Genomic DNA, 23144 nt, shown 5'->3' with positions numbered 1-23144 from the left:
CATGCTCGACTTTACCAGCGCCCTCTACCTGGGCATGCGCCATCCGGCGCCCGCGCTGGCGCCATGGAGCAGCTTGAGCCTGGGCCAGCCGGCCGCGCTGCAGGAGCCGCCCGGCGCGCAGGCCCTGGCAGCAAGCCTGGCTGCGCTGCAAGGCTGCGAGGCGGCCTGCGTGCTGCCGTCGACCTTGCACCTGTTCTGGGACCTGTTCGGCATGTTGGCTGGCGAGCGCCTGGTGATCCTCGTCGATGGCGGCAGCTACGCCATCGCGCGCTGGGGCGCCGAGCGGGCGCAGGCGCTGGGTTTGCCCTTGCGCTTGTTTCCCAGCGGCGAGATGGCGGCGTTGCGGCAACTGGCGGCGGCCTGGGGCAGGCAAGGGCGGCGCCCCCTGATCCTGGCCGATGGCTATGTGCCGGGCAGCGAACAGGTCTTGCCGCTGGCCGGCTATGCGGCCCTCGCATGCCAGGGAGGCGGTTACCTGCTGCTGGACGATACGCAGGTGCTGGGCGTGGCGGGTACGGCCGGTGGCGGCTCGGTGCGGCTGCATGGCTTGCCGGGCGGCTACGACAAGGGCGGCGGCCACGTGATCGTCGGCGCCTCGCTGGCCAAGGGATTTGGCGTGCCGCTGGCCGTGCTGGCCGGCAGCCGCAAGCTGCTGCGGCGCTTCGCGGCGCATAGCCAGACGCGCGTGCATGCCAGTCCGCCTTCGGCAGCCGTGCTGGCGGCGGCGCGGCGCGCGCTGGCGCTCAATGCCCGCCATGGCGACGCCCTGCGCGCCAGGCTGGCGGACAGGGTGGCGCAATGGCGGACGGGGATGGCGGCGGCCGGCATTGCCTGCTGCGGTGGCAGCTTTCCCGTGCAGCGTTTGCCCGGCCGTGCCCATTTGCGGCAAGCCTTGCGCGCAGCGGGCGTGCTGGCGCTGGCGCAAGCGGGAGACGGTCCCGGCGCGCTGACTTTTTTGCTGCGGGCCGACCAGACGCCGCGGCAACTGGAGCAGGCGATGGGCTTGCTTGAACATCACATCAGGAGGCGATATGAACGAAGCGTTTGAAATACTGCCTTTTGCGGGGCAGCCAGGGGCGGCCGGCGAACAGGAATGGTCGCAAGAGTGGTCGCAGGAGTGGCAAGGGGAGGAAGAGGGGGAATGGGAGGAAGAGCGCATGCGTCCTGGCGGCGGGCGAGGCGGCCTGCGTGCAAGGCCGCCGCTGCGAGGCGCGCGCCGTCCCGCGCCGCCGCGCTACCAGGGGCAGGGCCGCCGTCTGCCCCGCTTTGCTCCCCAGCCCATGCCCTACCTGCCGCCGCGCTACCGGGGCTGGGGCAGCTATGCGCCCATCTACCCGACCATTTATCCTGCGGCTTATCCTGTGGCGGAGCCGGCCTTTGGCGACCAACAGGGGCCGGACCAGGGAATGGATACGGACCAGGGCCAGGATCAGGGGCAGGACGATGACCAGCAGCAAGGCGAAGTCCCGCCAACCCTGGCCGGCACCATGGGCCGGGTGCCGGAAGCGGCTGCCCTGCGCTACCAGGCGCTGGGGACGCTCGCCGACGCCTTGCGCGACGCGAATGGCCGGGGCCCGGGCCTGTACGTCATCGAGTTCGATGCGGGCGGAAGGCGCCGTGCCTACAGCGGCCAGACGGACGATCTGCACCGGCGTTTGCTGCAGCACCGGCTGTGCGGCCAGATGTTGGCCGTCGACGTGAGCGCGCACCAGGTGTATGTGGCGCCCCTGTCCTCGGCGGCGCAGCGGCGCCGGATCGAACAGCGCATCCACGACGACATGTTTGCCAACCAGCGCGGCGTGCTGACGAACCAGCGGCGCGAACTGGAACTGGCCGTGCTGGGTGAAATGTGGGGCTGACGACAGCGCTTTGACGACTGCGAAGGAGAACATCATGCACCAACTCGAATGTGAATGCGCGCAATGCCGGCAGCGGGCCGGCGCTGCGTTTGAAGTGCTGGAGTTCGGCCAGGACTGGTCCGGCAAGGGCCGCGCGCCGGCGATCTTCAGCGAAGAGGAAGAACTGCAGCTGGCCATGGAATTGCTGGAAGTGTCCAGCGAAGCGGAGCTGGAACAGTTTCTCGGCAATGTCTTCAAGAGCGTGTGGAAGGGAGTCAAGAAGGTGGGCTCGACCATTGCCAAGGTGGCCAAGCCCTTGGGGGGCGCCTTGAAGGCGGTGGCCAAGACGGCCTTGCCCTTTGTCGGCGGCGCGCTGGGCTCGATGATCCCGATACCGGGCGTGGGCACGGCGCTCGGCTCGGCCCTGGGGCGCGCCGCCAGCAATGCGCTGGAACTGGAAATGGAAGCCGAGGCGCCGGCTGACCGCGAACTGGAGCTGGCGCGCCGCTTCGTGCGCATCGCGGGGCAGGCGGCACGCCTGGCTGCCGACGGCGACGGCAGCGCGCGCGCCGTGGAAAGCGCGCTGACGCGGGCCCTGCATCAGCAACTGCCGCATTTTCGTTCGGCCGCGCCGCAGAGCGAGGAGGAGAGCGGGCGCTGGCGCCGGCGCGGCAACCGCATCGTCGTCATGGGCGACTGGCAATAGCGCGACAAGATGATCATCGATTGCCACTGCCATGCGGGACCGGGCGACGGCTTGAGCGGGCCGTGGGACAGCGATGCGCCGCTGCAAGCCTACCTGCGCCGCGCGCAGGCGGCCGGCATCGCCCGCAGCGTGCTGTTCGCCACCTTCCATTCCGATTACGCCATCGCCAACCATGGCGTGGCGCGCCTGGTGTCGTCCGATCCGCAGCGTTTCTACGGCTTTGCCTTCGTGCATGCGCGGCGCGACCGGGGCCGCATCATGGACCTGGTGCGCACGGCCGTCGAGCGGTACGGCTTTGTCGGCGTCAAGGCGCACCGGTTGGATGCGCGCATCAGCGGCGAAGTGTGCGAGGCGGCCCGTTTCTTCGGCTTGCCCGTGCTGTACGACCCGGCCGGCGAGGTGGCCGTGGCCGAGCTGCTGGCGCAGCAGTATCCCGACGTCGATTTCATCCTGCCGCACCTGGGCAGCTTCGGCGACGACTGGGCCGCGCAGCTGGCGCTGATCGACCATCTGGTGCGCCACCGCAACATCCATACGGATAGCTCGGGCGTGCGGCGTTTCGACTTGCTGCAGCAGGCCGTGCGCCGCGCGGGACCGCACAAGGTCTTGTTCGGTTCAGATGGTCCCTGGCTGCATCCGGGGCTGGAATTGCACAAGATCGAGCTCTTGGGCTTGCCGCCGCTGGATATGGCGCTGATCACGGGCGGCAATTTTTTGCGGCTGGCGCGGCTGGCGTGACGTGGCTTACCGCAAGGCTGGCGTGACCGGGGCTGCCGCGACAGTGGTGGCGGCGGCCGCTTGTGCAGCGCAAGCGGCCGCCTTGCGGCGTAGCTGCAGGGCGCGGTCGGTCACCCCAAGGCGGGCGGCGGCGCGCTGGTTGTTGCCGCGCTCATCGGCCAGCACGAGGCGGATGGCCGTGTCGGTGGCGCAGCGCGTGATGTGCGACAGCGTGCAGCCCTGGGCCAGGGCCCGCCGCACGGCCGCTTCAAAGTGCTGGTCGGGCCAGTGCGCCGCCAGCAGCCGCTCTTCCGGGGGCAGGGCGCCGATGGTGATGGGGCCGGGGCCGCAATGGCGGTGCCAGATGTGCGTGACGGTCTGGCGCAGTTCGCGCACATTGCCCGGATAGTCGCGCAGCAGCAGGTATTCGCGCACGGCGGCGTCCAGCGGGGGCGGCGGCTGCTGGGCCAGTTCAGCGAGGAAATGGCGGGCCAGCGGCAGGATGTCGTCCTGGCGTTCGCGCAAGGGCGGTATCTGGCAGCGCCAGCCGGCGATGCGGTAATACAGGTCGGCACGGAAGGCGCCGCGCGCCACCTCGCCTTCCAGTTCGCGGTTGGTGGCGCAGACGAGCCTGAATTGCGTCGGCTGCCAGGTATTGCCGCCCACGCGCTTGTATTTGCGCTCCTGGATGGCGCGCAGCAGCTGCGCCTGCAGGAGCAGCGGCAGTTCGCCCACCTCATCGAGGAAGAGCACGCCGCCGTCGGCCAGGGCAAAAGCGCCGTCGCGCGCGGCCGCCGCGCCCGTAAACGCGCCCCGTTCATGGCCGAACAGTTCGCTGCCGGCCAGTTCCGGCGACAGGGTGGTGCAGTCGAGGATGGTGAAGTCGCCTCTGCAGTTGCCGAGGCGGTGGACCAGTTGCGCCAGTAAATCCTTGCCCGTGCCCGTCTCGCCCGTGATCAGCATCGACGCCTGGCTGAAGGCGGCCATTTCCACTACCTGGTGCAGCAAGGCGGTCCAGGCTGCGCTGTCGCCCACCAGATGCTGGCGCACGGCGCTGGACGCCAGCATCTGCGCCACGGCCTGCCAGCGCTGCAGGCGCGCCAGCACCTGGCCCGCATCGACGGCGCCGCCAGGCCACAGCAGCACATCGAGCGCGCCTGCCGCCATCAGGGCCCGCTGTTGCGCGCAGCTGGGGGGGCGGCCGCAGGCGGCAATGGCCAGCACGCGGGCATGGCCGCACAGCGCCGGCAGCGCTTGCAGCAGCGCCTTGTCGGTCTCGGCAAACAGCACGATGCCCGCGCCGTCTTCCTCGCCATCGTGCCGCCGGGCTACAGTTACCTGAGCCTGCTTCAAGGCCGTCATCAGCAAGGCGCCACTGCCAGCCGCCGCCTGCTGCATGATTTCCAGCCACACCTTGAGCGTCATATGCCTGCCATCACGAGGGCACGAGTCGCCCATCTTAGGAGCCCGATACCCGAGCCGTTTGATCTGGCGCAAGCGTGCGCGGTGGCCCACAATGAAAAACGCCGCCTGATCTGCATCAGGCGGCGCTGTTTAATGAAGTTCAACGAACGTCACGAGAATGGCTAAAAACGTTCAGGGCAATGCAACGCCGCCATGGATGATTTTTAGGCGTTCTCATCCAATTTGACACAGTCCACAAAATAGCCGCGTTTGCCATCGACTTCGCGTTTCACGAGGCCATGCACATCCGTCTCGAAGCCGGGGAAGCGCTCGTTGAAGTCGCGTGCGAAGCGCAGGTAGTCGACGATGGTCTTGTTGAAGCGCTCGCCCGGGATCAGCAGCGGGATGCCCGGCGGGTACGGCGTCAGCAGGATGGACGTGATGCGGCCTTCCAGTTCGTCGATGGCCACGCGCTCGATTTCGCGGTGCGCCATCTTGGCAAACGCGTCCGACGGCTTCATGGCCGGGATCATGTCCGACAGATACATTTCCGTCGTCAAACGGGCCACGTCGTAAGCCTTGTAGAAATCATGGATCTGCTGGCACAGGTCGCGCAAGCCCATTTTTTCGTAGCGTGGGTTGGCTGCCGCAAATTCCGGCAGGATGCGCCACATCGGCTGGTTCTTGTCGTAGTCGTCCTTGAACTGCTGCAAGGCGGTCAGCAGGGTATTCCAGCGGCCCTTGGTAATGCCGATGGTAAACATGATGAAGAACGAGTACAGGCCACATTTTTCAATGATGACGCCGTGCTCGGCCAGGTATTTGGTGACGATGGACGCGGGGATGCCCGTGTCGCCGAACTGGCCGTCCAGCGACAGGCCCGGGTTGACGATGGTCGCCTTGATCGGGTCGAGCATGTTGAAGCCGGGAGCGAGGTCGCCGAAGCCGTGCCAGTCATCCTCGGCGCGTATCATCCAGTCTTCCTGCTGGCCCATGCCTTCGTCGTTGAAGGTGGCCGGACCCCACACCTGGAACCACCAGTCCTGGCCCCATTCCTGGTCGATCTTCTTCATGGCGCGGCGGAAATCGAGCGCTTCCATGATCGATTCTTCCACCAGGGCCGTGCCGCCCGGCGCTTCCATCATGGCGGCTGCCACGTCGCACGAAGCGATGATGGAATACTGCGGCGACGTCGAGGTGTGCATCAGGTAAGCCTCGTTGAAGGCATCCTGGTCCAGCTTGACCGTGTCCGATTCGCGCACGAGGATTTGCGAGGCCTGCGACAGGCCGGCCAGCAATTTGTGCGTGGACTGGGTCGAGAAGATCATCGATTCCTTGGCGCGCGGACGGTCCTTGCCGATGGCGTGCATATTCTTGTAGAAATCGTGGAAGGTGGCGTGCGGCAGCCACGCTTCATCGAAGTGCAGGGTGTCGATCTTGCCGTCCAGCATTTCGCGCAGGGTTTCCACGTTGTAGATCACGCCATCGTAGGTCGATTGCGTGATTGTCAGGATGCGCGGTTTCTTGTTCTTCGCTTCGCGCGCGAACGGATTGGCCTCGATCTTGCGGGCAATGCTTTCCGGCGTGAACTCATGCAGCGGGATAGGGCCGATGATGCCCAGGTGGTTGCGTGTCGGCATCAGGAACACGGGAATCGCGCCGCACATAATGATCGAGTGCAAGATCGACTTGTGGCAGTTGCGGTCGACGACGACGATGTCGCCCGGCGCCACGGTCGAGTGCCACACCATCTTGTTCGAGGTCGAGGTGCCGTTCGTGACGAAATAGCAATGGTCGGCATTGAAGATGCGCGCGGCATTGCGTTCGGACGCGGCGACAGGGCCCGTATGGTCGAGCAGCTGGCCCAGTTCCTCGACGGCGTTACAGACGTCGGCGCGCAGCATGTTTTCACCGAAGAACTGGTGGAACATCTGGCCGATCGGCGACTTCAGGAACGCCACGCCGCCCGAGTGGCCGGGGCAGTGCCATGAGTAGGAGCCGTCGTTGGCGTAGTGCACCAGTGCGCGGAAGAATGGCGGCGACAGGCCGTCCAGGTAGGATTTCGCTTCGCGGATGATGTGGCGCGCGACGAATTCCGGCGTATCTTCGAACATGTGGATGAAACCATGCAGTTCGCGCAGGATATCGTTGGGGATATGGCGCGAGGTGCGCGTTTCGCCGTACAGATAAATAGGGATATCGGCGTTCTTGTAGCGGATTTCCTCGACGAAGGCGCGCAGCGATTTCAAGGCGTGATCGGTTTCCTCGATGGAACCGGCGCCGAATTCTTCATCGTCGATCGACAGCACGAAGGCTGACGCGCGCGATTGCTGCTGGGCAAATTGCGACAAATCGCCGTAGCTGGTCACGCCCAGCACTTCCATGCCTTCTTTTTCCATTGCGGCGGCAAGGGCGCGAATGCCCAGGCCGGACGTATTTTCAGAACGGAAATCCTCGTCAATGATGACGATAGGGAAACGAAATTTCATGCATGTCTCCAAAAAAGCAAGCCGCCCCTGACATATGTGAAGGGGCGGACTAGGGCGCGACGGTCAGGCGGTAGTGCAACCCGGCAGCCGCAGAAAAAAAATAAGAACGGGATTCTCGCAGAAATGCGGCGTCTGCGGGAAAAAAATATCGCACCAAAGCGTCACAAGCGTGCGCTAGCGTGACGCATGGGTGTGACAGGGGTATTACAGCAACATTCTGCTAGTCAATATAACCTTATCAGGCTTTGCGTTGCAGCGTGACAAAGGCGTAAGGCAGGCCGGATTTCTCCGAAACATGCGCTTCGCGCGCGGTTTCTTGCCATACTGCATGGTCAACGGCGGGGAAAAAGGCATCGCAGTCAAACGTCTGGCCGATTTCCGTGATGATCAAACGCTGCGCCAGTGCCAGCGACTGCTGGTAGATTTCCGCGCCGCCGATGATATAGCCTTCGGCGCCGTCCAGCAGCGCGATGGCCGCTTCCAGCGACGACACCGCTTCCACGCCCTCATGGCGCCAGTCCGGATTGCGCGTGATGACGATGTTGCGGCGGTTCGGCAGCGGACGGCCGATGGAGTCGAAGGTCTTGCGGCCCATGAGGATGGGATGGCCCGTCGTCAGACGCTTGAAATGCGCGAGGTCTTCCGGCAGTTTCCACGGCAGGGTGTTGTCGATGCCGATGCCGCCTTGCTGGTCGGTGGCGACGATGATGGTCAGTAAGCTCATTGGTTCCGTGAAAAAGGTGGGGGCGAGGCCCGATGCCCGCCATTATCGTTGAAATTGCCAGCGGTCTCCAGATGCGCACGCATGGCGTCGGCCAGCGCGCCTGGTGCTTCCAGCGGAATCATGTGACCGGTGTTGTCTTTCAGCAGGTGCAGGGTGGCTTGCGGCAGGCGGGCCGCCATGGCGCGCAGATCGTCGGGGTCGATGAGCTTGTCCTCTTCGGCGCCCACGATCAGCACGGGAAAACCGAGTTCCGGCAAGCGCGCCATCAGGTCCGGGCGGGCGATGGTGGTGATGAATTGCGCCAGCAGCACGTCCTTGCCCAGGTCCAGCCCCATCTGCCGGATCAGGCCCGTGATGCCGGTGTCTTCCAAGTGCGACGGGTGCAGCAGTTCGCGCAGGCGCTGGCGCGTGATGCCCGCATAGGCATTGCGCTCGAGCATGGCGACGATGCGCTGGCGCGCTTCAATTTCCGCCGGCAGCAAACCTTTGGCCGAATTGGCGATCAAAGTGAGGGACTGGACGCGCTGCGGGTGCGCCAGCGCGTGTTCGAGCGCCAGGTAGGCGCCCAGCGAAAAGCCCACCAGATGGGCTTGAGCAGCGCTGTGGCTGGCGATCATCTGCTGCATCTGCGGGCGCGTGCGCGCCTGGTGCAGGGGCACGTGCTGCAGATCAAAGGCGTCGCCCAGGGCAGGCGCCAGGCGCGACCACAGGCGCTCGTCGCACAGGGTGCCGGGAATACAGTCGAGTCGTATCTTGGTATTGTTCAAGGACAAGCCTGGGGTCAGGATGGTAAAAATTTTTGTCGAGCGGCATTATCCGTCATTTTGCGCATTGGGGCAGCGGCACGGTCTTTTCCGCATGGCATTATTTTCAATAGTGCGCGGCTGGCAAGCAGTAACTTTATGGTAGGCTCATGGCTCATCAAGCCGGTACGCTGGCGACGTGACCTGAAACACCGAATGCAACCCCCACATTAAAGAGGAATTACCATGGCGATCAGTTTGCAAAAAGGCGGCAATGTCAACCTGAGCAAGGAAGCTCCTGGCTTGAAGAAAATCGTGATTGGCTTGGGCTGGGACCCGCGCGCCACCGATGGCGCCGCATTTGACCTGGACGGCAGCGCCTTCCTGCTGAAAACGGATGGCAAGGCCCGCTCCGATGCCGATTTCATTTTCTACAACAACCTGAAGTCGGCTGACGGCTCCATCGTCCACGCGGGCGACAACACCACGGGCGGCGGCGATGGCGATGACGAGAAGGTTGCCGTCGACCTGGCCAACGTGCCTGCCGATATCGACAAGATCGCCGTGGCCGTCACCATCCACGACGCGGAAAACCGCAAGCAGAACTTCGGCATGGTCGGCAAGGCCTACATCCGCTGCCTGAATGGCGACAACGGCGCGGAAATCGCCCGCTACGACCTGTCGGAAGACGGCTCGACGGAAGCGGCCATGATCTTCGGCGAAATCTACCGCGCCGGCAGCGAATGGAAATTCAAGGCCATCGGCCAGGGTTTCAAAGGCGGCCTGGGCCCACTGGCACGTTCCTTCGGCATTAACGCCTAAGAGCTCCGGAAAACGGCCCATGGCCGCGTTGCGTCACCTCGCCGTACTATTCGTACTGTCTTCGGTGACGCGTCTTGCCCTGAACCGTTGTCCCAAGCTCTTTTAGCTTTGTATAGAACCCAGAACGTCAGTCCATGGCGGCGTTGCTCCGCCATGGACTGACTGTACATTCGTACTGTCTTCGGACGACGGGCCTTGCCTTGAGCCCTTGTCCGAAGCTCCCACACCTGAATAAATAATCGCATGGAAAACCTGATCAAGGGGCAGCGCCTGGCGCTGTCCGGCCTCGTCACGGGCAATGTCGTGCAACTGGGCCTCGCCAGCGCCGGCGTGGCGCTGGACTTTGCCTGTTTCGGCCTCGATGCCAACGGCAAGCTGTCCGACGACCGCTACATGACTTTCTTCAACCAGCCGCGCACGCCGTGCGGTGGCGTGGAAACCGTGGCGCCGTCCGGCGATGCGGCCGGTTTCAGCTACCAGCTGGACCGCTTGCCGTCCTCCATCGAGCGCCTGGTCGTCACTGCCGCCATCGATGGCGCTGCCACCATGGCGCAGCTGGGCAGCGGCTACCTGCGCCTGCTCGATGGCGGACGCGAACTGGCCCGCTACACCTATGCGGGCGCTGATTTTGCGCAGGAAAAAGCCGTCATGCTGGGCGAGTTCTACCGCAAGGACGGCGGCTGGCGTTTCATGGCCGTGGGCCAGGGTTTCAATGGCGGGCTGGACGCGCTGGTCGCGCATTTCGGCGGTGAAGTGGCGCAGGCGGCAGCGGAAACGGCGCCATCACCCAAGATTTCCCTGTCGAAAATCTCGCTGACCAAGGCAGGCCAGACGCACAAGGTGTCGCTGGAAAAGGGCGCCGGCGCGCCGGGCAAACTCACCGTCAAGGCTACCTGGGTCGATAACGGCGATGGCGATGACGACAACGACGACCTTGATTTGCGGGTCGGCATCCTCTTGCCGAATGGCCAGATGCGCTTCATCCAGGCGCCCGATACGCCCGGCAACTTTGGCGCCATGCCCTTCGTGCGCCACCTGGGTGATGTGGCGGGCGCATCGGGCAAGGAGCCCGCCACGGAAACCGTGGAAGTCAATCCCGCCCTGGCGCAGCATTACGGCGGCACGGTGGGGCTTGTCTTCAGCGTGTATTCGGCGCTGGCCAATGGCGCCGTCTCCGTCGCTTCCATGCGGCCGAAGATGGTCATGCAATATGGCGAGCAGATCGTCGAGTGCGCGTTCGATTTCCGCCTGTCCAAGGCGGCCGACGATGATTCCGTCTACACCTATGTGATCGGCATGGCGCGCATCACGCCCGACAGCATCATTCTGGAACCGTCGGGCAAGACGTCGGAACCGGGCAGCGAAGCGACGCCGTGGCTGAGCTGGCAGGGCGAGAACCTGCAGCTGGCCTTCAATGGTCCCGTCGTCTTCAAGGGCGAGGACAAGGAAGACGAAGATGATTTCAATGCGGACAATCCGCGCCGCTATATCGCCTAGGAGGCACTGATGGAAACCTTGTCCAAGGGACAGCGCTTGCCGCTGGCCAATCTCGTTCCCGATGGCGTGCTGCAGGTGGGCGTGGCCGCACAGGGACTGGCGCTCGACGTGGCCTGTTTCGGCCTCGATGCCAACGGCAAACTGTCCGACGAGCGCTACATGACCTTTTTCAACCAGCCGCGCACGCCATGCGGCGGCGTGGAAGCGCGTTCGGGCAGCGCTGGCGACATGACCGAGTTTGCCATGCAACTGGCGCGCTTGCCGGCCAGCATAGACCGTCTCGTCGTGACGGCATCCATCGATGGCGGCGGCGTGATGTCGCAGCTGCAATCTGGCCACGTACGCCTGCTGGCGGACGGACGCGAACTGGCCCGCTTCGCCTTCGCGGGCGGTGATTTCGCGCAAGAAAAAGCCGTCATGCTGGCCGAACTGTACCGCAAGGATGGCGGCTGGCGCTGCATGGCCGTGGGACAAGGTTTCAATGGAGGGCTCGACTCCCTGGTGCGCCACTTCGGCGGCGAAGTCGACCAGGCCGCGCCAACTGCTCCTTCCACCCCTGCGGCGTCTGCCGTCATGCAGGCGAAGATCAACCTGGAAAAGCGCGTCGAACGCGAAGCGCCGCAGCTGGTCAGCCTGGTCAAGCAGGCGGGCGTGTCGCTGCAAAAAGTGGGCTTGCTTGACCACCGCGCCAAGGTCTGCCTGTGCCTGGATATTTCCGGTTCCATGGGCCGGCTGTATATAGAGGGGCTGGTGCAGCGCTTTGCCGAACGCATCCTGGCCCTGGGCTGCAAGTTCGACGACGATGGCGAGATCGATGTTTTCCTGTTCGGCAAGAACGTCCATCATCCGGCACCCATGGACTTGAGCAACTGCAACACCTATGTGGGGCGGGCGATCATCCGCCACCCGCTGGAAGGCGACACGCGCTATGGCGCCGCCATGCAGGCGATCCGCGCGTTTTACTTCCCTGACGCGGCCGGCGGCGAGCGCACGCGCCCCGTTGCGGCCGAATTGCCCGTGTACGTCATGTTCGTCACCGATGGAGGCACCAGCGATCAGGCGACGACGGAGAAACAATTGCGCTGGGCCAGCAATGAACCGATCTTCTGGCAATTCATGGGCATCGGCAAAGGGCGCAAATCGAAAAGCAAGTTCCTCGCCGCCTTTGCCGATTCCGACTTCCCCTTCCTGGAAAAGCTCGACGAATTGCAGGGACGCCTGGTCGACAATGCCAATTACTTTTCCGTCAGCTCGCCCGACGAGCACAGCGATGAGGAACTGTATGACTTGCTGATGACGGAGTATCCGGGCTGGCTGAAACTGGCACGTAGCAATGGCTTGCTGACCTAGCTGCTCCCCAAGGTGTGAGGCTGTAATGCCACAAGCGCAAGAGATTTGTAAATTGAAGTAAATTGCAATTGTTTGCCTATGCGTTGGCCCCTAGAATCATGGCATTCGATTCCCGGTTGCCACGCGTTTGCGTTGCGCCTCACAGTTCCTGGGCTATTTATTTCATGCATAAAATTGTTCTCTGCTGCCTGGCTGGCGGCAGCCTGCTGTCTGCCAATGTTTCCGCTCAGGCACAGGCCGCGGCCACCGGCGACGCCATCGTCAAGCCGGCGCCGGCCAAGGCGCCCGCCATTGATGCACCGCCTTCCGTCAGCGTGACGGCCGAGCGTCCCACGGGCCGCATCGACCGGCAAGTCTACGACGTCAAGTCCGACGTGGGCAGCAGCAACGGCACGGCGGCCGATGCCTTGAACAATGTGCCGTCGGTGGCCGTCGACCCCGATGGCAGCGTTTCCCTGCGCGGCAGCAGCAATGTGCAGATATTGATTGATGGCAAGCCGTCAGCCATGTTGCAGGGCGATTCGCGCGGCGCCACCCTGAATGCCATGGCGGCCGACGATATCGAGTCCGTGGAAGTGATCAACAATCCCGGTGCCCAGTTCGGCAACGAAGCCGGTGGCGGCCCGATTTTGAACCTGGTGATGCGGCGCAACCGCAAGCCGGGCGGCTTTGCCACCGTCAACGCAAATGCGGGCATCGCGGGGCGCTATAACAGTGCCGTGTCCGGCACGTACAACGAAGGGCCGTGGGGCTACCAGGGCGGCATCAATGTGCGCCACGACGGCCGCAATTCCGTGGGCGAGGTCAGCCGCGAGCGCCTGGAACGCGACACGGGGGCATTCGCCCCCAGCAGCCAGCAGTCCAGCAACAATGGCTTGAATGATTCGCTGGGCTTGCACGGCACGGTGAATTACAACCTGAACGCCAACGATACCCTGGCCGCCAGCGTGTCGTATAACGGCCGCAGCAACGACCAGCGTTCGCTCGACCGCTACATCAATGGCGACAGCACGGGCAGCACCATCGGCGACTATGTGCGCAGCACCGTGCGCAACGGCGACAGCCGCAACTACAGCTGGGGCGCGCGCTACGACCACAAGGGAGAGCTGCCGGGAGAATCGCTGAAGATCGACTTGCGCGTTTCGTCGTCGACCAACGAGAGCGACAGCGATTACGCCAATACCTACGCGGTGACGCCCGTGAATGCCTTCGACAGCCGCGCGCGCCAGCACAGCGAGACGGGCAACCGCATCGTCGACTTCAGCGGCGACTACGAGCGTCCGCTGGCGGGCGGCACGGCCAAGCTGGGCTACAAGGTAGCCGACAACAAGAGCAGTTTCGATACCTTATATACGGACATCAACCCGGGCAGCCTGCTGGAGACCGTCAATCCCATGCGCAGCAACCGTTTCGAGCTGGACGAGCGCACCATCGCGCTGTACGGCTCCTACCAGATGCGCCTGACCGAGCGCTGGGGCGCGCTGGCAGGCTTGCGCGCCGAATACACGGACTTGAACGTGCGCCAGATCACCAGCGGCATCGAGGCCAGCAACAACTACGTCAACTATATTCCCAGCCTGTTCGCTACCTATAAGGTCAGCGACGAGAGCAACCTGCGCTTCAGCTATGCGCACCGCATCCGCCGTCCGAATGCGGGCGACCTGAATCCTTACGTGGTCTACCGCGACGAGTTCAATGTGTCGGCCGGCAATCCCAAGCTGAAACCCACGCAGACGGACTCGTTCGAGATCGGCTATGAAACGAAGATCGCGGGCCTGGAAAGCAGCTTGCGCGCCTACCACCGGCGCGATACGGACGCCATCGTCGATTACCGCTACTTTATCAGCGACAATGTGCTCTTGACGACGCGCGAAAACGGCGAAGGCAGCCATTCGAGCGGCCTGGAATTCAGCGTCAGCGGCAAGCTGACGCCATCGCTGACCCTGAACACGAGCGGCAACCTGGCGCGCAGCCAGCAGACGAGTTCGGATGACCTGGGCAACCGCAGCACGCGCACGGCGAATGCCCTGAGCGGCCGCGCGCGCCTCAATTACCAGGTCAATCCCGCCAACCAGCTGCAGCTGGCCCTGCAAATGCAAGGCAAGATGCTGTCGGGGCAGGGCTACCGCTCGCCGAACAACACCTTGAATATGAGCTGGCGCCATACGGTGACGCCGCAGCTGAGCCTGGTCATGAATGTGACCGATGTGTTCAGCAGCAACAAGATGGAAACCGTCATCAACAGCGCTTCCCTGCGCGAGACGAGCACGCGGCGCTTCGATGGACGCATGATTTATGTGGGGCTGTCGTACCGCCTGGGCGGCGCCACGTCGGCGGCGAAAGAGGGCGAGCGCGAACCGCGCTTCGGCCCGCCGGGCGGACGCGGGCCAGGCGGCCCCGGTCCCGGCGGTCCGGGAGGCGAGGCAGGCTAGGCCGCTGTCGCGATCTCGTTCAGGAAGTCGATGAAACTGTCCGCGTGGCGCTCGAAGCGCCATGTGCCCAGGCCATGTTCGGCGCGATACACGGGGGCATCGCCATCGGCGACGGCGCCCAGGTCCAGGCAATATGGATCGGCACCCGCATCGGCGATCACCAGATACTGCTCCGGCCAGCCGGCGATGGCTTCACCGCTGACGGGATTCCAGGCGTAACCGTGCTGGGCCTTGATGAGCCCGGCCGCGCCATACAGGCTCAAACCCTGGAAATACTGCCGGCTGTCGATAAACACGCGCAGCGGCGAATGGCAAGCCAGGAAGCGCCGGTAGTGCTCCGGCAAGGCCCAGCGCTGCGCGATGCCGGCCATGTCGGCGGCGCTGGCGATGGTCAGCCAGTTCGATGGCTGCGCCAGGTCCTGCTCCTTCTTGCGACTGGCGGCCAGCTTTTTCTCCAGCCTGGCCGCGGCTTTTTCCAGCGGCGTGCGCGGATCCTCGAGCGACGCGTGGGTGGCGGGCACGGCATAGCCTGCGCCATCCGGATAAGCGTCGCGCTGCCATGCCAGCACGTCGGCCAGCCGTAGCTGTTCTGCCTTCCAGTGGCCGGGATCGTAAGGCAAACCCGCATCGAAAGGCTGGCGGCTGAACACGGCCAGGCTTTTGACGGCCTTGGCGCGCACGCTCAGCTTGGCATTTTCCGCAGTGGCCAGGGCCACGAGCGGAGCATACGCCGCCTTGCCCATGCTTTTGAACATGCCATCCACGCCCCAGTAGGCGAGGCCGTCGATATCGAGGCTCCAGCTGAAAAAATCGCCGTATTCTCCCGGCTCGGCCAGGGCGACGATATCCGTCATCAGGAAGGCGCGCCAGTGGAGCAGCTGGCCGTCCCTGGCGTAGGCGCTCAGGATGGCGAGCACGGCTTGCCGTTCGTCGGCAGCATGCTTTTTCAGCAGCCTGTCCTTCAGGCGGGCGAACTTGTTTCCGTCGGTTTCATCAAACAGCTTGCGGTGCAGGGCTGCCAGCGGTGCGACCGCCATCAGACGGCCATCGCGGCCTTGATGGGCGCGTGGTGTTCATAGCCTTCCAGCGAGAAATCGGACGGCTCGATTTTTTCCAGCCATTCCGGCTCGTACTTGCCGGTTTTGGCAAAGTCGGGCACGCGGTCGGAAATGACGAAACGCGGCGCCGGGAACGGTGTGCGCTTGAGCTGTTCTTCCACCATGTCGAGGTGGTTTTCATAGATGTGCGCGTCGCCGATGAAATACGTGAACCAGCGCGGCGTGTAGCCCGTCAGGCGCGCCACCAGGTGCAGCAGGGCCGCGCCTTCGGCGATGTTGAACGGCGTGCCCAGGCCGATGTCGTTGCTGCGCACATATAAGCACAGCGAGATTTCGCGCGTGCTGGCGTTCGGGATGAACTGGTACAGCAAATGGCAGGCGGGCAGGGCGACGGCGTCCAGCACGGCCGGGTTCCAGCCGTGGAACAGGATGCGGCGGCTGCCGGGGTTGTGCATGATGGTGTCCAGGCATTCGCGCAACTGGTCGACGGCCTTGTACAGCAGCACTTTCTGCACGCCGTTTTCGGCGATGGGGGCGATCAGGGTGAAACCGTTCGCTTGCGCATCGGCGATCTGTGCCGGCTGGTCGGCGTCCAGCAGTTTATACGCGGGCCATTGGCGCCATTGCACGCCGTACACGGGACCCAGGTCATCCTCGCCTTCGCGGTAGGGGTTGGCCAGCCATTGCGCATTTTCATTGGCGTTTTGGTCCCAGACTTTACAGCCCAGTGCGCGGAACTCGGCCGCGTTGCGCGAGGCGCGCAGGAAGGCGCACAATTCGCCGATCACGGATTTGAAAGCCAGTTTCTTGGTCGTCACGGCAGGGAAATTGCCGTTGGCCAAGTCGAAACGCATCATGGCGCCCGGCACGCTCAGGGTGCGGATGCCTGTGCGGTTGTCTTGCCAGCTGCCCGTTTCGAGCACGGTCTTGATCAAATCTTGATATTGCTGCATGTATTTCTCCAACGGTAAGGATGGTGATTGTAACGCAGGCGCGACAGGCGGGCTGCGGCCCACACACATAATTACGCTGCTGTCTTACCTGCAAACATGACTCTGTGGTAATTTGTGTGTCCTTGAAGAAATACACAGAAACGGCAGATGCTGCACCATGTTCTTGCGACAATTTGTAAATAATAATAACGCCGCCGTGGTGGAGATGAGCAGGGCCGATTTTCTCAAGGCCAACCTGCGCCTGATCCTGGCCTGGCCCTTGCTGGGGCTGATCCTGTGTGCCGTGCTGTGGACGGCCACCTTGCTGCAGCTGGAGGCGGAAAAGAAGGTGGCGCAGCAGCAGGCGCTCGACAGCGTGTCTTCCTTGTCGAAAGCGTATGGCCAGTATCTGCTGCGCACCCTGGAACAGATGGACCAGCTGACCTTGCAGCTCAAATACGAGTGGGAGAATTCGCGCGGCCAGCTGCGTCTCGACCAATTGAAGACGCAGGGAATGTATGCCTTGCCGCAATTTGCCATCGTCGCCATCCTCGACCGCAAGGGCCACGCCGTGACGGCCACGGCGCCGTTGCAGCGCCTGCGGGTCAACGAGCGCAGCGATTTTCTGCTGCGCCACTGGCGCAGCAATTCCAGTGCGCTGCGCATCGCGCTGGGGAGGGCCAATGCGGCAAGCGAGGCCGCGGTGGCGGGCGCCGATGAAAGCCTCGTGCATTTCACGCGCCGGCTGGAAGACGAGGATGGCAATTTTGACGGCGTGCTGCTGATCTCCATCCATTCCAGCTATTTTTCCGAATTCTACAACAGCGTCAGTTTTGGCAAGTTCGGCATGTCGGCCATGGTGGGCGAGGAGGGTGAGCTGTTCAGCACGCGCCTTGGCTCGCGCGTGTTGCCGACCCCGAGCGGCGAGGACACGCCGTTTCTCGACACCAGCCTCCTGGAAACGGAGAGCGGCGCCCTGCATTCGGGCGGCAGGATCGCTTTTTCCGACAAGCAAAGCCGCTACGTGGGCTGGCAGGCGCTGAAAGCCTATCCGTTTACGGCCGTGGTCGGACTGTCGGACGGCGAGATGCTGCATCCCTACGAGGAAACGCGCACGATATATATCGGCATCGCCTTTGCCGTCACCTTGCTGCTGCTGGCCTTTGCCGCCGTCGCCACCGTGCTGTCGCTGCGCCTGGCGTGGCGCCACCACCAGTCCGAAGGCGTGCGCAATGCCTACCGCATGGCCACCGAAGGCACGAGCGACGGCTTCTACATCATTGCCGCCCTGCGCGGCACGGATGGCAGCATCCTCGATTTCGAGATCGTCGATTGCAACGAGCCGGGCGCCGGCTACTTTGGCGTGCGCCGCGAACAGTTGCTGGGCATGCGCCTGCAATCGCGCGCCCACGAGCCGTATTTCCGCGACCTGATCCATAATTACCGGGCCGCCATGGTATCCGGCTTTTCCGAGGAAGAGATCGAGCTGCCGGAAGGCAACCCCTTCAAGCTGCGCTGGATACGCCGGCGCCTGGTGCGCAGCGGCGACCGCCTGGCCGTCACGCTGCAAGACATCAGCACGGCCAAGGAGCACGAGCGCGACCTGCGCCGCCTGGCCAATGAAGATGGCTTGACGGGCTTGCCCAACCGCTACTGGCTGCAGCAATTCCTGCCCGGGGCCCTGGGCCGCGCCGCCATCGCGCGGCACATGCTGGCGCTGCTGTTCATCGACCTGGACGGCTTCAAGGATATCAACGACACGCAGGGCCACGCCGAGGGCGACAAGGTGCTGCGCGCCGCCTCGCTGCGCCTGAAGGCCGTGCTGCGGCCCGGCGATCACGTGGTGCGCCTGGGGGGCGACGAATTCGTCGTCGTGCTCGACCCGGTGGAGGACGACAGCCGCGCCGAGCAGGTGGCGCAGCGCATCGCCATCGCCTTCGATGAACCGTTTTACCTGGGCAGCGAGCGCCACAAGATGGGTGCGTCGATCGGCATCAGCCTGTATCCGCGCGATGGCGCCGAGACGGAAGTGCTGCTGAAGAACGCCGATATCGCCATGTATGCCGTCAAGGTGGCGGGCAAGGGCCATCACCGTTTCTTCCAGCCGGAACTGTTTGAAACCATCCGCAACCGCCGCGAACTGGAGCAAAGCCTGGTGGCGGCGCTGGAGCAGGACCAGTTCCTCGTCGTCTACCAGCCGCGGGTCGATGCCATGAGCGGGCAGCTGTGCAGCATGGAGGCGCTGGTGCGCTGGCACCATCCGCAGCATGGCATGGTGCCGCCGCTGGAATTCATCCCCGTGGCCGAGAGCAGCGGCCTCATTTCGCAGCTGGGCGAAGTCGTCATCGAAAAGGTGTGCCTGCAGATGGCGCGCTGGCAAGCCAGCGGGCTGGAACTGGTGCCCGTGTCCATCAACGTCTCGGCGCGCCAGTTCGGCCGTGGCGACGTGCACCAGGTGCTGGCCTCGGCCCTGACGCGCCACCGCATCGATGCGCGGCTGATCGAGGTGGAAATCACGGAATCGGCCATGATGGATGAACAGAACCGCGCCGTGGAGCAGCTGTCCGCCATCCGCGCGCTGGGCGTGCGCCTGCTGGTCGACGATTTCGGCACGGGATATTCCTCGCTGTCGCAGCTGCAGAAGTTCGCCATGGATGGCTTGAAGATCGACCGCGCCTTCACCATGGAGCTGGGCCGCTCGGAGCAGGGCGAAGTGTTCGTGCGCGCCATCCTGTCGATGGCGCATGCGCTGGGCATGAGCGTGGTGGCCGAAGGGGTGGAGACGCGCGAGCAGCTCGACATCCTGCGCGCGCTGCAATGCAACGAGGTGCAGGGCTATTTCATCTCGCGTCCCGTGCCGGCGGAACAGATGCTGTCGCTGATGCATCAGCGCTTTCTGATCCCGCTTCCAGCCCCTGCGCTGGCACTGTAGAAGGTCGTATGCGCAGGAAAAACAACGCCGTTTCATAAAAAGAGCGAACGTTCGCTTTTTTCTAAAAAATATTATATGCTTCGCTCATGCCGTCAGTGAATTGGAGTTCACGGCGGCAAGAAAAGTGCAAGACGGGGCAGCTGGATATGCCCGCGATAGTGTGCCGAAGACAATTTCATATAATAAAGAGAGACTAACTTGAAACATAAATATCTGCCCCTCCTGATCGTTGCCGCATTCGCCGGCATTTCCTCCACCGCACAAGCATCGGGCTACCGTTTCGGTTCGCAAAGCGTTTCCGCCCAGGGCACGGCCGATGCCAGCGGCGCCGAAGCGGCCGATGCATCGACCATTTTCTACAACCCGGCCGGTTTGTCGCGCCTGGAAGGCACGCAGTTCATGGGCGGCGGCACCCTGGTGGTACCGCATTCGACCTATGAAGACACGGGTTCGAGGACGTTTACCGGCCGCACGCCGGGCGGCACGACCAAGGACTATGCGCCGGACGCCGTCTTTGCGCCAGCCCTGTATGCCAGCAAGAAGGTCAATGATCAATGGACGGTCGGCATGGGCCTGTTCGTGCCATACGGCGCCAAGCTCGATTACGGCAATGACTGGAGCGGCCGCTATGCGATCACCAACATCAAGCTCGAAGCCATCGCCCTGAATCCTTCCGTTTCCTTCAAGGTCAATGAACACCACTCCTTCGGTTTCGGCGTCACCGCTGAACACATGAAGGCGGAACTGGGCCAGGCCGTCGACGTGCCGGGTTCCGTGGCCTTCCTGGCCCAGCACGCGCCAGCCGCGTCGACAGCCTTCCTTACCAATATCGCCAAGACGCAGGGCCAGGCCGCCGCGCAGGCAGCCGGCGCCGCACTGAAGGGCGCCAAGGATGGCCATGCCTCGATGGATGGCGATGACTGGGGCTTCGGCTTCAACCTGGGCTATCTGTACCAGATGAATGAAGGCACGCGCTTCGGCATTTCCTACCGTTCGTCGATTTCGCACAAGCTGAAAGGCGACACGATCTGGGACTTCTCGCAAGTGTCGAACAATGCCGCCGTGAATGGCTTCATCAGCGCCGCATCGGGCAAGGTCAATTCCAAGGCGCTGGTCGAAGTGCGCACGCCGGAAACCCTGTCGGTCAACGCCTTCCATCAGATGGATGATCGTTGGGCCTTGATGGGCGACGTTACCTGGACGCGCACTTCGCGCCTGCAGAACCTGGACATCCAGTTCCCGCCGACGGCCGAAGGCCCGGAGCGCATCCGCCAGCAGTGGAAGAACACCTACCGCGTGTCGCTGGGCACCAACTACAAGTACAGCGAAAACCTGCTGCTGCGCGCCGGTATCGCGCATGACCAGGCGCCAGTGCGCAGCGCCGAGCTGCGTCATCCAGCGCTGCCGGACAGCGACCGCATGCAGTACTCGATCGGCGCGAACTGGAAGCTGAACGCCAATTCCTCGCTCGACCTGGCTTACAGCTTCATCGACTTCAAGGATGCCACTGTCAACTACAAGAATGACTGCTCGCCGGTGACCCCTGGCTGCACCGGCAACGGTGAAACCACCAAGGGCCTGTTCAAGACCCGCATGCAGCTGATCGGTCTCGCTTACAACTACAAGTTCTAAGCAGGTAGTGGCGGCCAACCCGGCCGCCATGAAATGAAAAAAGCGCCTTCGGGCGCTTTTTTTTGGGTGTCACGATTGTCAATTAATCCCTGGCGTGCATGGCCTCGTCCAGCAGGGTCAGGGCCAGCCGCACGGTGTCGTCCGGCAGTTCCAGCAACTGATCTCCCACATACCATTCCACCACGCTGTGCCCGGGAAGCGCTGCGTGGCTGGCGCGGCCGAACAGCCAGATGCCGTGGTCTTCGGCCAGCTGATTGCGGATGGTGGTGGCCCGCTCGCGCGAGACGGGCAGGTGCAGGTGCAGCATGTTGGCTTGCGGCTGGGCGGGATTGACGGCAATCGACGGGAAGTCGCGCAGCAGCGCGTACAGCCACTGTGTGCGTGCAAAATACTGCGGCATGGCGGCCAGGCGCGCGTCGAACTGCATGGCGGCGGCCACCACGTACGGCGTGCGGTGCACGATATTGCCGCCCTGGCGGCGGAACCACTCGCGCGCCCGCTCGACGAACGGGCGGCTGCCGGCCAGCACGGCGCCACCGAGGCCACCGATGCCCTTGTACAGCGACACGTACACGGAATCAAAGCCATCGCAGATGGCGGGCAGGGATTGGCCGAAACCGGCTTGTGTTTCCCACAGGCGCGCGCCATCCATGTGCAAATGGATGTTGTGCTCGCGGCAGTGCCGCTTGATGTCATTCAATTCATCCCACGATGGGCACTGGCCGCCGATTTCCCGCATCGGCAGCTCGACCTGCGCGGCGCCCAGCGCATCGGGCACGGCGCGCAAGTCGTCCACCGTCCACGGGCGGTGCGGGTCGCCGAGCATCAAGCCCTTGAAGTGCTCGAGCAATTCATGGTTGCCCCGCTCGTGGCGCAGGATGTGTGAGGTTGGGTGCAGCGCCACCAGGGGCGAACCTCGGTCCTGGCAGGCCAGGCGCAGGGCCGTCACTTGCGTCATGGTGCCCGTGATGCAGAACACGGCCGCCTCGAAACCGAGCAGGCTGGCGATCTTGTTCTCGAACTGTTCGATCAGCGCGCCTTCGCCATAGGTGTCGTGCGCAACATGGTTGGCGTCGCACCAGGCGGCCATGGCGGCGAAGGTGGCGCTTGGGGCGGGCTGGCGGTGGCCCGGCAGGACGGTGTGGCAGCGCTGGCGCAGTTCGAGTTCGGTCACGGCGGTTCTTCCTTACAGGGTGGCCGTGGCCAGTTTCGCGCCGAAGCCGATGAACATGGCGCCCACGCCGCCGCCCATGCCGGCCGAGAGGCGGCGACGGCGGCGGAAGGTCTCGGCCAGGCGCGCGCCGACAAAGATGATGGCCGTCAAGTAGGTAAAGCTGATCACCTGGCAGATCAGGCCCAGGCCGATGAAGGACAGCACGGGGTTCGGGAAGGCAGGATCGACGAACTGGATGAAGAAGGAGATGAAGAACAGGATCGCCTTCGGGTTCATCAGGCTGATGATCAGGGCCTTGCGGAATGGATCGCTTTCCTTGACGGGGGCAGGGACGGCCGCCGCTTCACCGTCGGCTGGCGCAGGCGCGCGCAGCTTGCGCCAGCATTGGACCAGCATCTGCAGGCCGATCCAGCCCAGGTAGGCCGCGCCGATGTATTTCACCACGTAGAACAGGGCCGGGCTGGCTTTCAGCAGCGAGGCCACGCCGCAGGCCGACAGCACCATCAATATCAGATCGCCGGCGAAGATGCCGAAGGCGCCCTGATAGGCAGGCCGCACGCCGCGCTGGGCGGCGACCGACAGCACATACATGGAATTGGGACCGGGCAGGATGACGATGAAGATCGTGCCCAATAAAAAGGTCCAGAAATCGGTGATGCCCAGGTTGGCGTGGAAAAGTGCGTTCATGATGGTT

The 23144-nt window shown here is 63.8% G+C and carries 18 protein-coding genes; 10 read left to right on the top strand and 8 right to left on the bottom strand.

The genetic code is table 11. From position 1 onward, the window contains the following. Window position 1 precedes the first annotated feature (1 nt). The 4 genes from LSO07_RS17880 to LSO07_RS17865 are packed head-to-tail and all read left to right on the top strand — an operon-like array spanning window position 2 to window position 3282. Entirely contained in the window at window positions 2-1048 is a 1047-nt protein-coding gene (locus LSO07_RS17880; protein WP_151096005.1) for an aminotransferase class I/II-fold pyridoxal phosphate-dependent enzyme, read from the top strand. Next, on the top strand, window positions 1032-1859 hold the full coding sequence (locus LSO07_RS17875) for a hypothetical protein (RefSeq protein ID WP_151096002.1): 828 nt from the start codon (window positions 1032-1034) through the stop codon (window positions 1857-1859). Before LSO07_RS17880 ends, LSO07_RS17875 begins: the two co-directional genes overlap by 17 nt. A 34-nt stretch (window positions 1860-1893) precedes the next feature. Then, a complete protein-coding gene (locus LSO07_RS17870) occupies window positions 1894-2544 on the top strand; it encodes a hypothetical protein (RefSeq protein ID WP_151095998.1) in 651 nt (216 codons plus the stop codon). Between the two features lie 9 nt (window positions 2545-2553). Continuing rightward, window positions 2554-3282: an amidohydrolase family protein gene (locus LSO07_RS17865; RefSeq protein ID WP_151095995.1), complete on the top strand. Its 729-nt coding sequence runs from the start codon at window positions 2554-2556 to the stop codon at window positions 3280-3282. A gap of 6 nt (window positions 3283-3288) precedes the next feature. Here LSO07_RS17865 and LSO07_RS17860 read toward each other — a convergent pair whose 3' ends face one another. From LSO07_RS17860 to LSO07_RS17845, 4 genes are all read right to left on the bottom strand, one after another. Continuing rightward, complete coding sequence (locus LSO07_RS17860) at window positions 3289-4686, bottom strand: sigma-54-dependent transcriptional regulator (protein WP_151095992.1); 1398 nt, start codon at window positions 4684-4686, stop codon at window positions 3289-3291. 203 nt (window positions 4687-4889) lie between these two features. Beyond that, window positions 4890-7154, bottom strand: coding sequence for an arginine/lysine/ornithine decarboxylase (locus tag LSO07_RS17855; protein WP_070280737.1), 2265 nt, complete (start codon window positions 7152-7154; stop codon window positions 4890-4892). Between the two features lie 238 nt (window positions 7155-7392). Further along, entirely contained in the window at window positions 7393-7878 is a 486-nt protein-coding gene (locus tag LSO07_RS17850) for a dihydrofolate reductase (protein ID WP_151095989.1), read from the bottom strand. Continuing rightward, window positions 7875-8645: an alpha/beta fold hydrolase gene (locus LSO07_RS17845; protein WP_151095986.1), complete on the bottom strand. Its 771-nt coding sequence runs from the start codon at window positions 8643-8645 to the stop codon at window positions 7875-7877. Before LSO07_RS17845 ends, LSO07_RS17850 begins: the two co-directional genes overlap by 4 nt. Before the next feature lie 222 nt (window positions 8646-8867). On the opposite strand from LSO07_RS17845, the gene LSO07_RS17840 reads away from it, so the two are divergent. From LSO07_RS17840 to LSO07_RS17825, 4 genes are all read left to right on the top strand, one after another. After that, window positions 8868-9443 carry a TerD family protein gene (locus tag LSO07_RS17840; protein ID WP_034784423.1) on the top strand — a complete coding sequence of 192 codons (576 nt, stop codon included), beginning with the start codon at window positions 8868-8870 and terminating at the stop codon, window positions 9441-9443. A gap of 243 nt (window positions 9444-9686) precedes the next feature. Beyond that, a complete protein-coding gene (locus tag LSO07_RS17835; protein ID WP_151095983.1) occupies window positions 9687-10940 on the top strand; it encodes a TerD family protein in 1254 nt (417 codons plus the stop codon). A gap of 9 nt (window positions 10941-10949) precedes the next feature. After that, complete coding sequence (locus LSO07_RS17830; protein WP_151095978.1) at window positions 10950-12290, top strand: VWA domain-containing protein; 1341 nt, start codon at window positions 10950-10952, stop codon at window positions 12288-12290. Window positions 12291-12454: 164 nt separating this feature from the next. After that, window positions 12455-14722 (top strand): outer membrane beta-barrel family protein, encoded by a 2268-nt coding sequence (locus LSO07_RS17825; RefSeq protein ID WP_151095975.1) that lies wholly within the window; start codon window positions 12455-12457, stop codon window positions 14720-14722. Here LSO07_RS17825 and LSO07_RS17820 read toward each other — a convergent pair. Beyond that, window positions 14719-15759: an SMI1/KNR4 family protein gene (locus tag LSO07_RS17820; protein WP_151095972.1), complete on the bottom strand. Its 1041-nt coding sequence runs from the start codon at window positions 15757-15759 to the stop codon at window positions 14719-14721. The genes LSO07_RS17825 and LSO07_RS17820 overlap by 4 nt on opposite strands. Next, entirely contained in the window at window positions 15759-16733 is a 975-nt protein-coding gene (locus tag LSO07_RS17815; RefSeq protein ID WP_034784426.1) for a thymidylate synthase, read from the bottom strand. The genes LSO07_RS17820 and LSO07_RS17815 overlap by 1 nt, the downstream gene beginning before the upstream one ends. A gap of 205 nt (window positions 16734-16938) precedes the next feature. Between LSO07_RS17815 and LSO07_RS17810 the strand changes: the two genes are divergently transcribed. Both LSO07_RS17810 and LSO07_RS17805 read left to right on the top strand, forming a co-directional pair. After that, complete coding sequence (locus LSO07_RS17810) at window positions 16939-19644, top strand: bifunctional diguanylate cyclase/phosphodiesterase (RefSeq protein WP_225317343.1); 2706 nt, start codon at window positions 16939-16941, stop codon at window positions 19642-19644. Between the two features lie 198 nt (window positions 19645-19842). Continuing rightward, window positions 19843-21276, top strand: coding sequence for an OmpP1/FadL family transporter (locus LSO07_RS17805; protein WP_151095966.1), 1434 nt, complete (start codon window positions 19843-19845; stop codon window positions 21274-21276). An 82-nt stretch (window positions 21277-21358) separates the two neighbouring features. Here the strand turns inward: LSO07_RS17805 and LSO07_RS17800 are convergent, their stop codons facing one another. Next, the gene (locus LSO07_RS17800; RefSeq protein WP_151095963.1) at window positions 21359-22450 is read right to left on the bottom strand and encodes a threonine aldolase family protein; all 1092 of its coding nucleotides are present in this window, start codon (window positions 22448-22450) and stop codon (window positions 21359-21361) included. A gap of 12 nt (window positions 22451-22462) precedes the next feature. After that, complete coding sequence (gene leuE / locus LSO07_RS17795; RefSeq protein ID WP_099393896.1) at window positions 22463-23137, bottom strand: leucine efflux protein LeuE; 675 nt, start codon at window positions 23135-23137, stop codon at window positions 22463-22465. Window positions 23138-23144 lie beyond the last annotated feature (7 nt).

The organism is Janthinobacterium sp. PLB04, assembly GCF_021165895.1.
Classification (GTDB): domain Bacteria; phylum Pseudomonadota; class Gammaproteobacteria; order Burkholderiales; family Burkholderiaceae_D; genus Janthinobacterium; species Janthinobacterium lividum.
The sequence above is the reverse complement of the archived record's forward strand: the minus strand, read 5'-3'. Positions and strand labels throughout refer to the sequence as shown.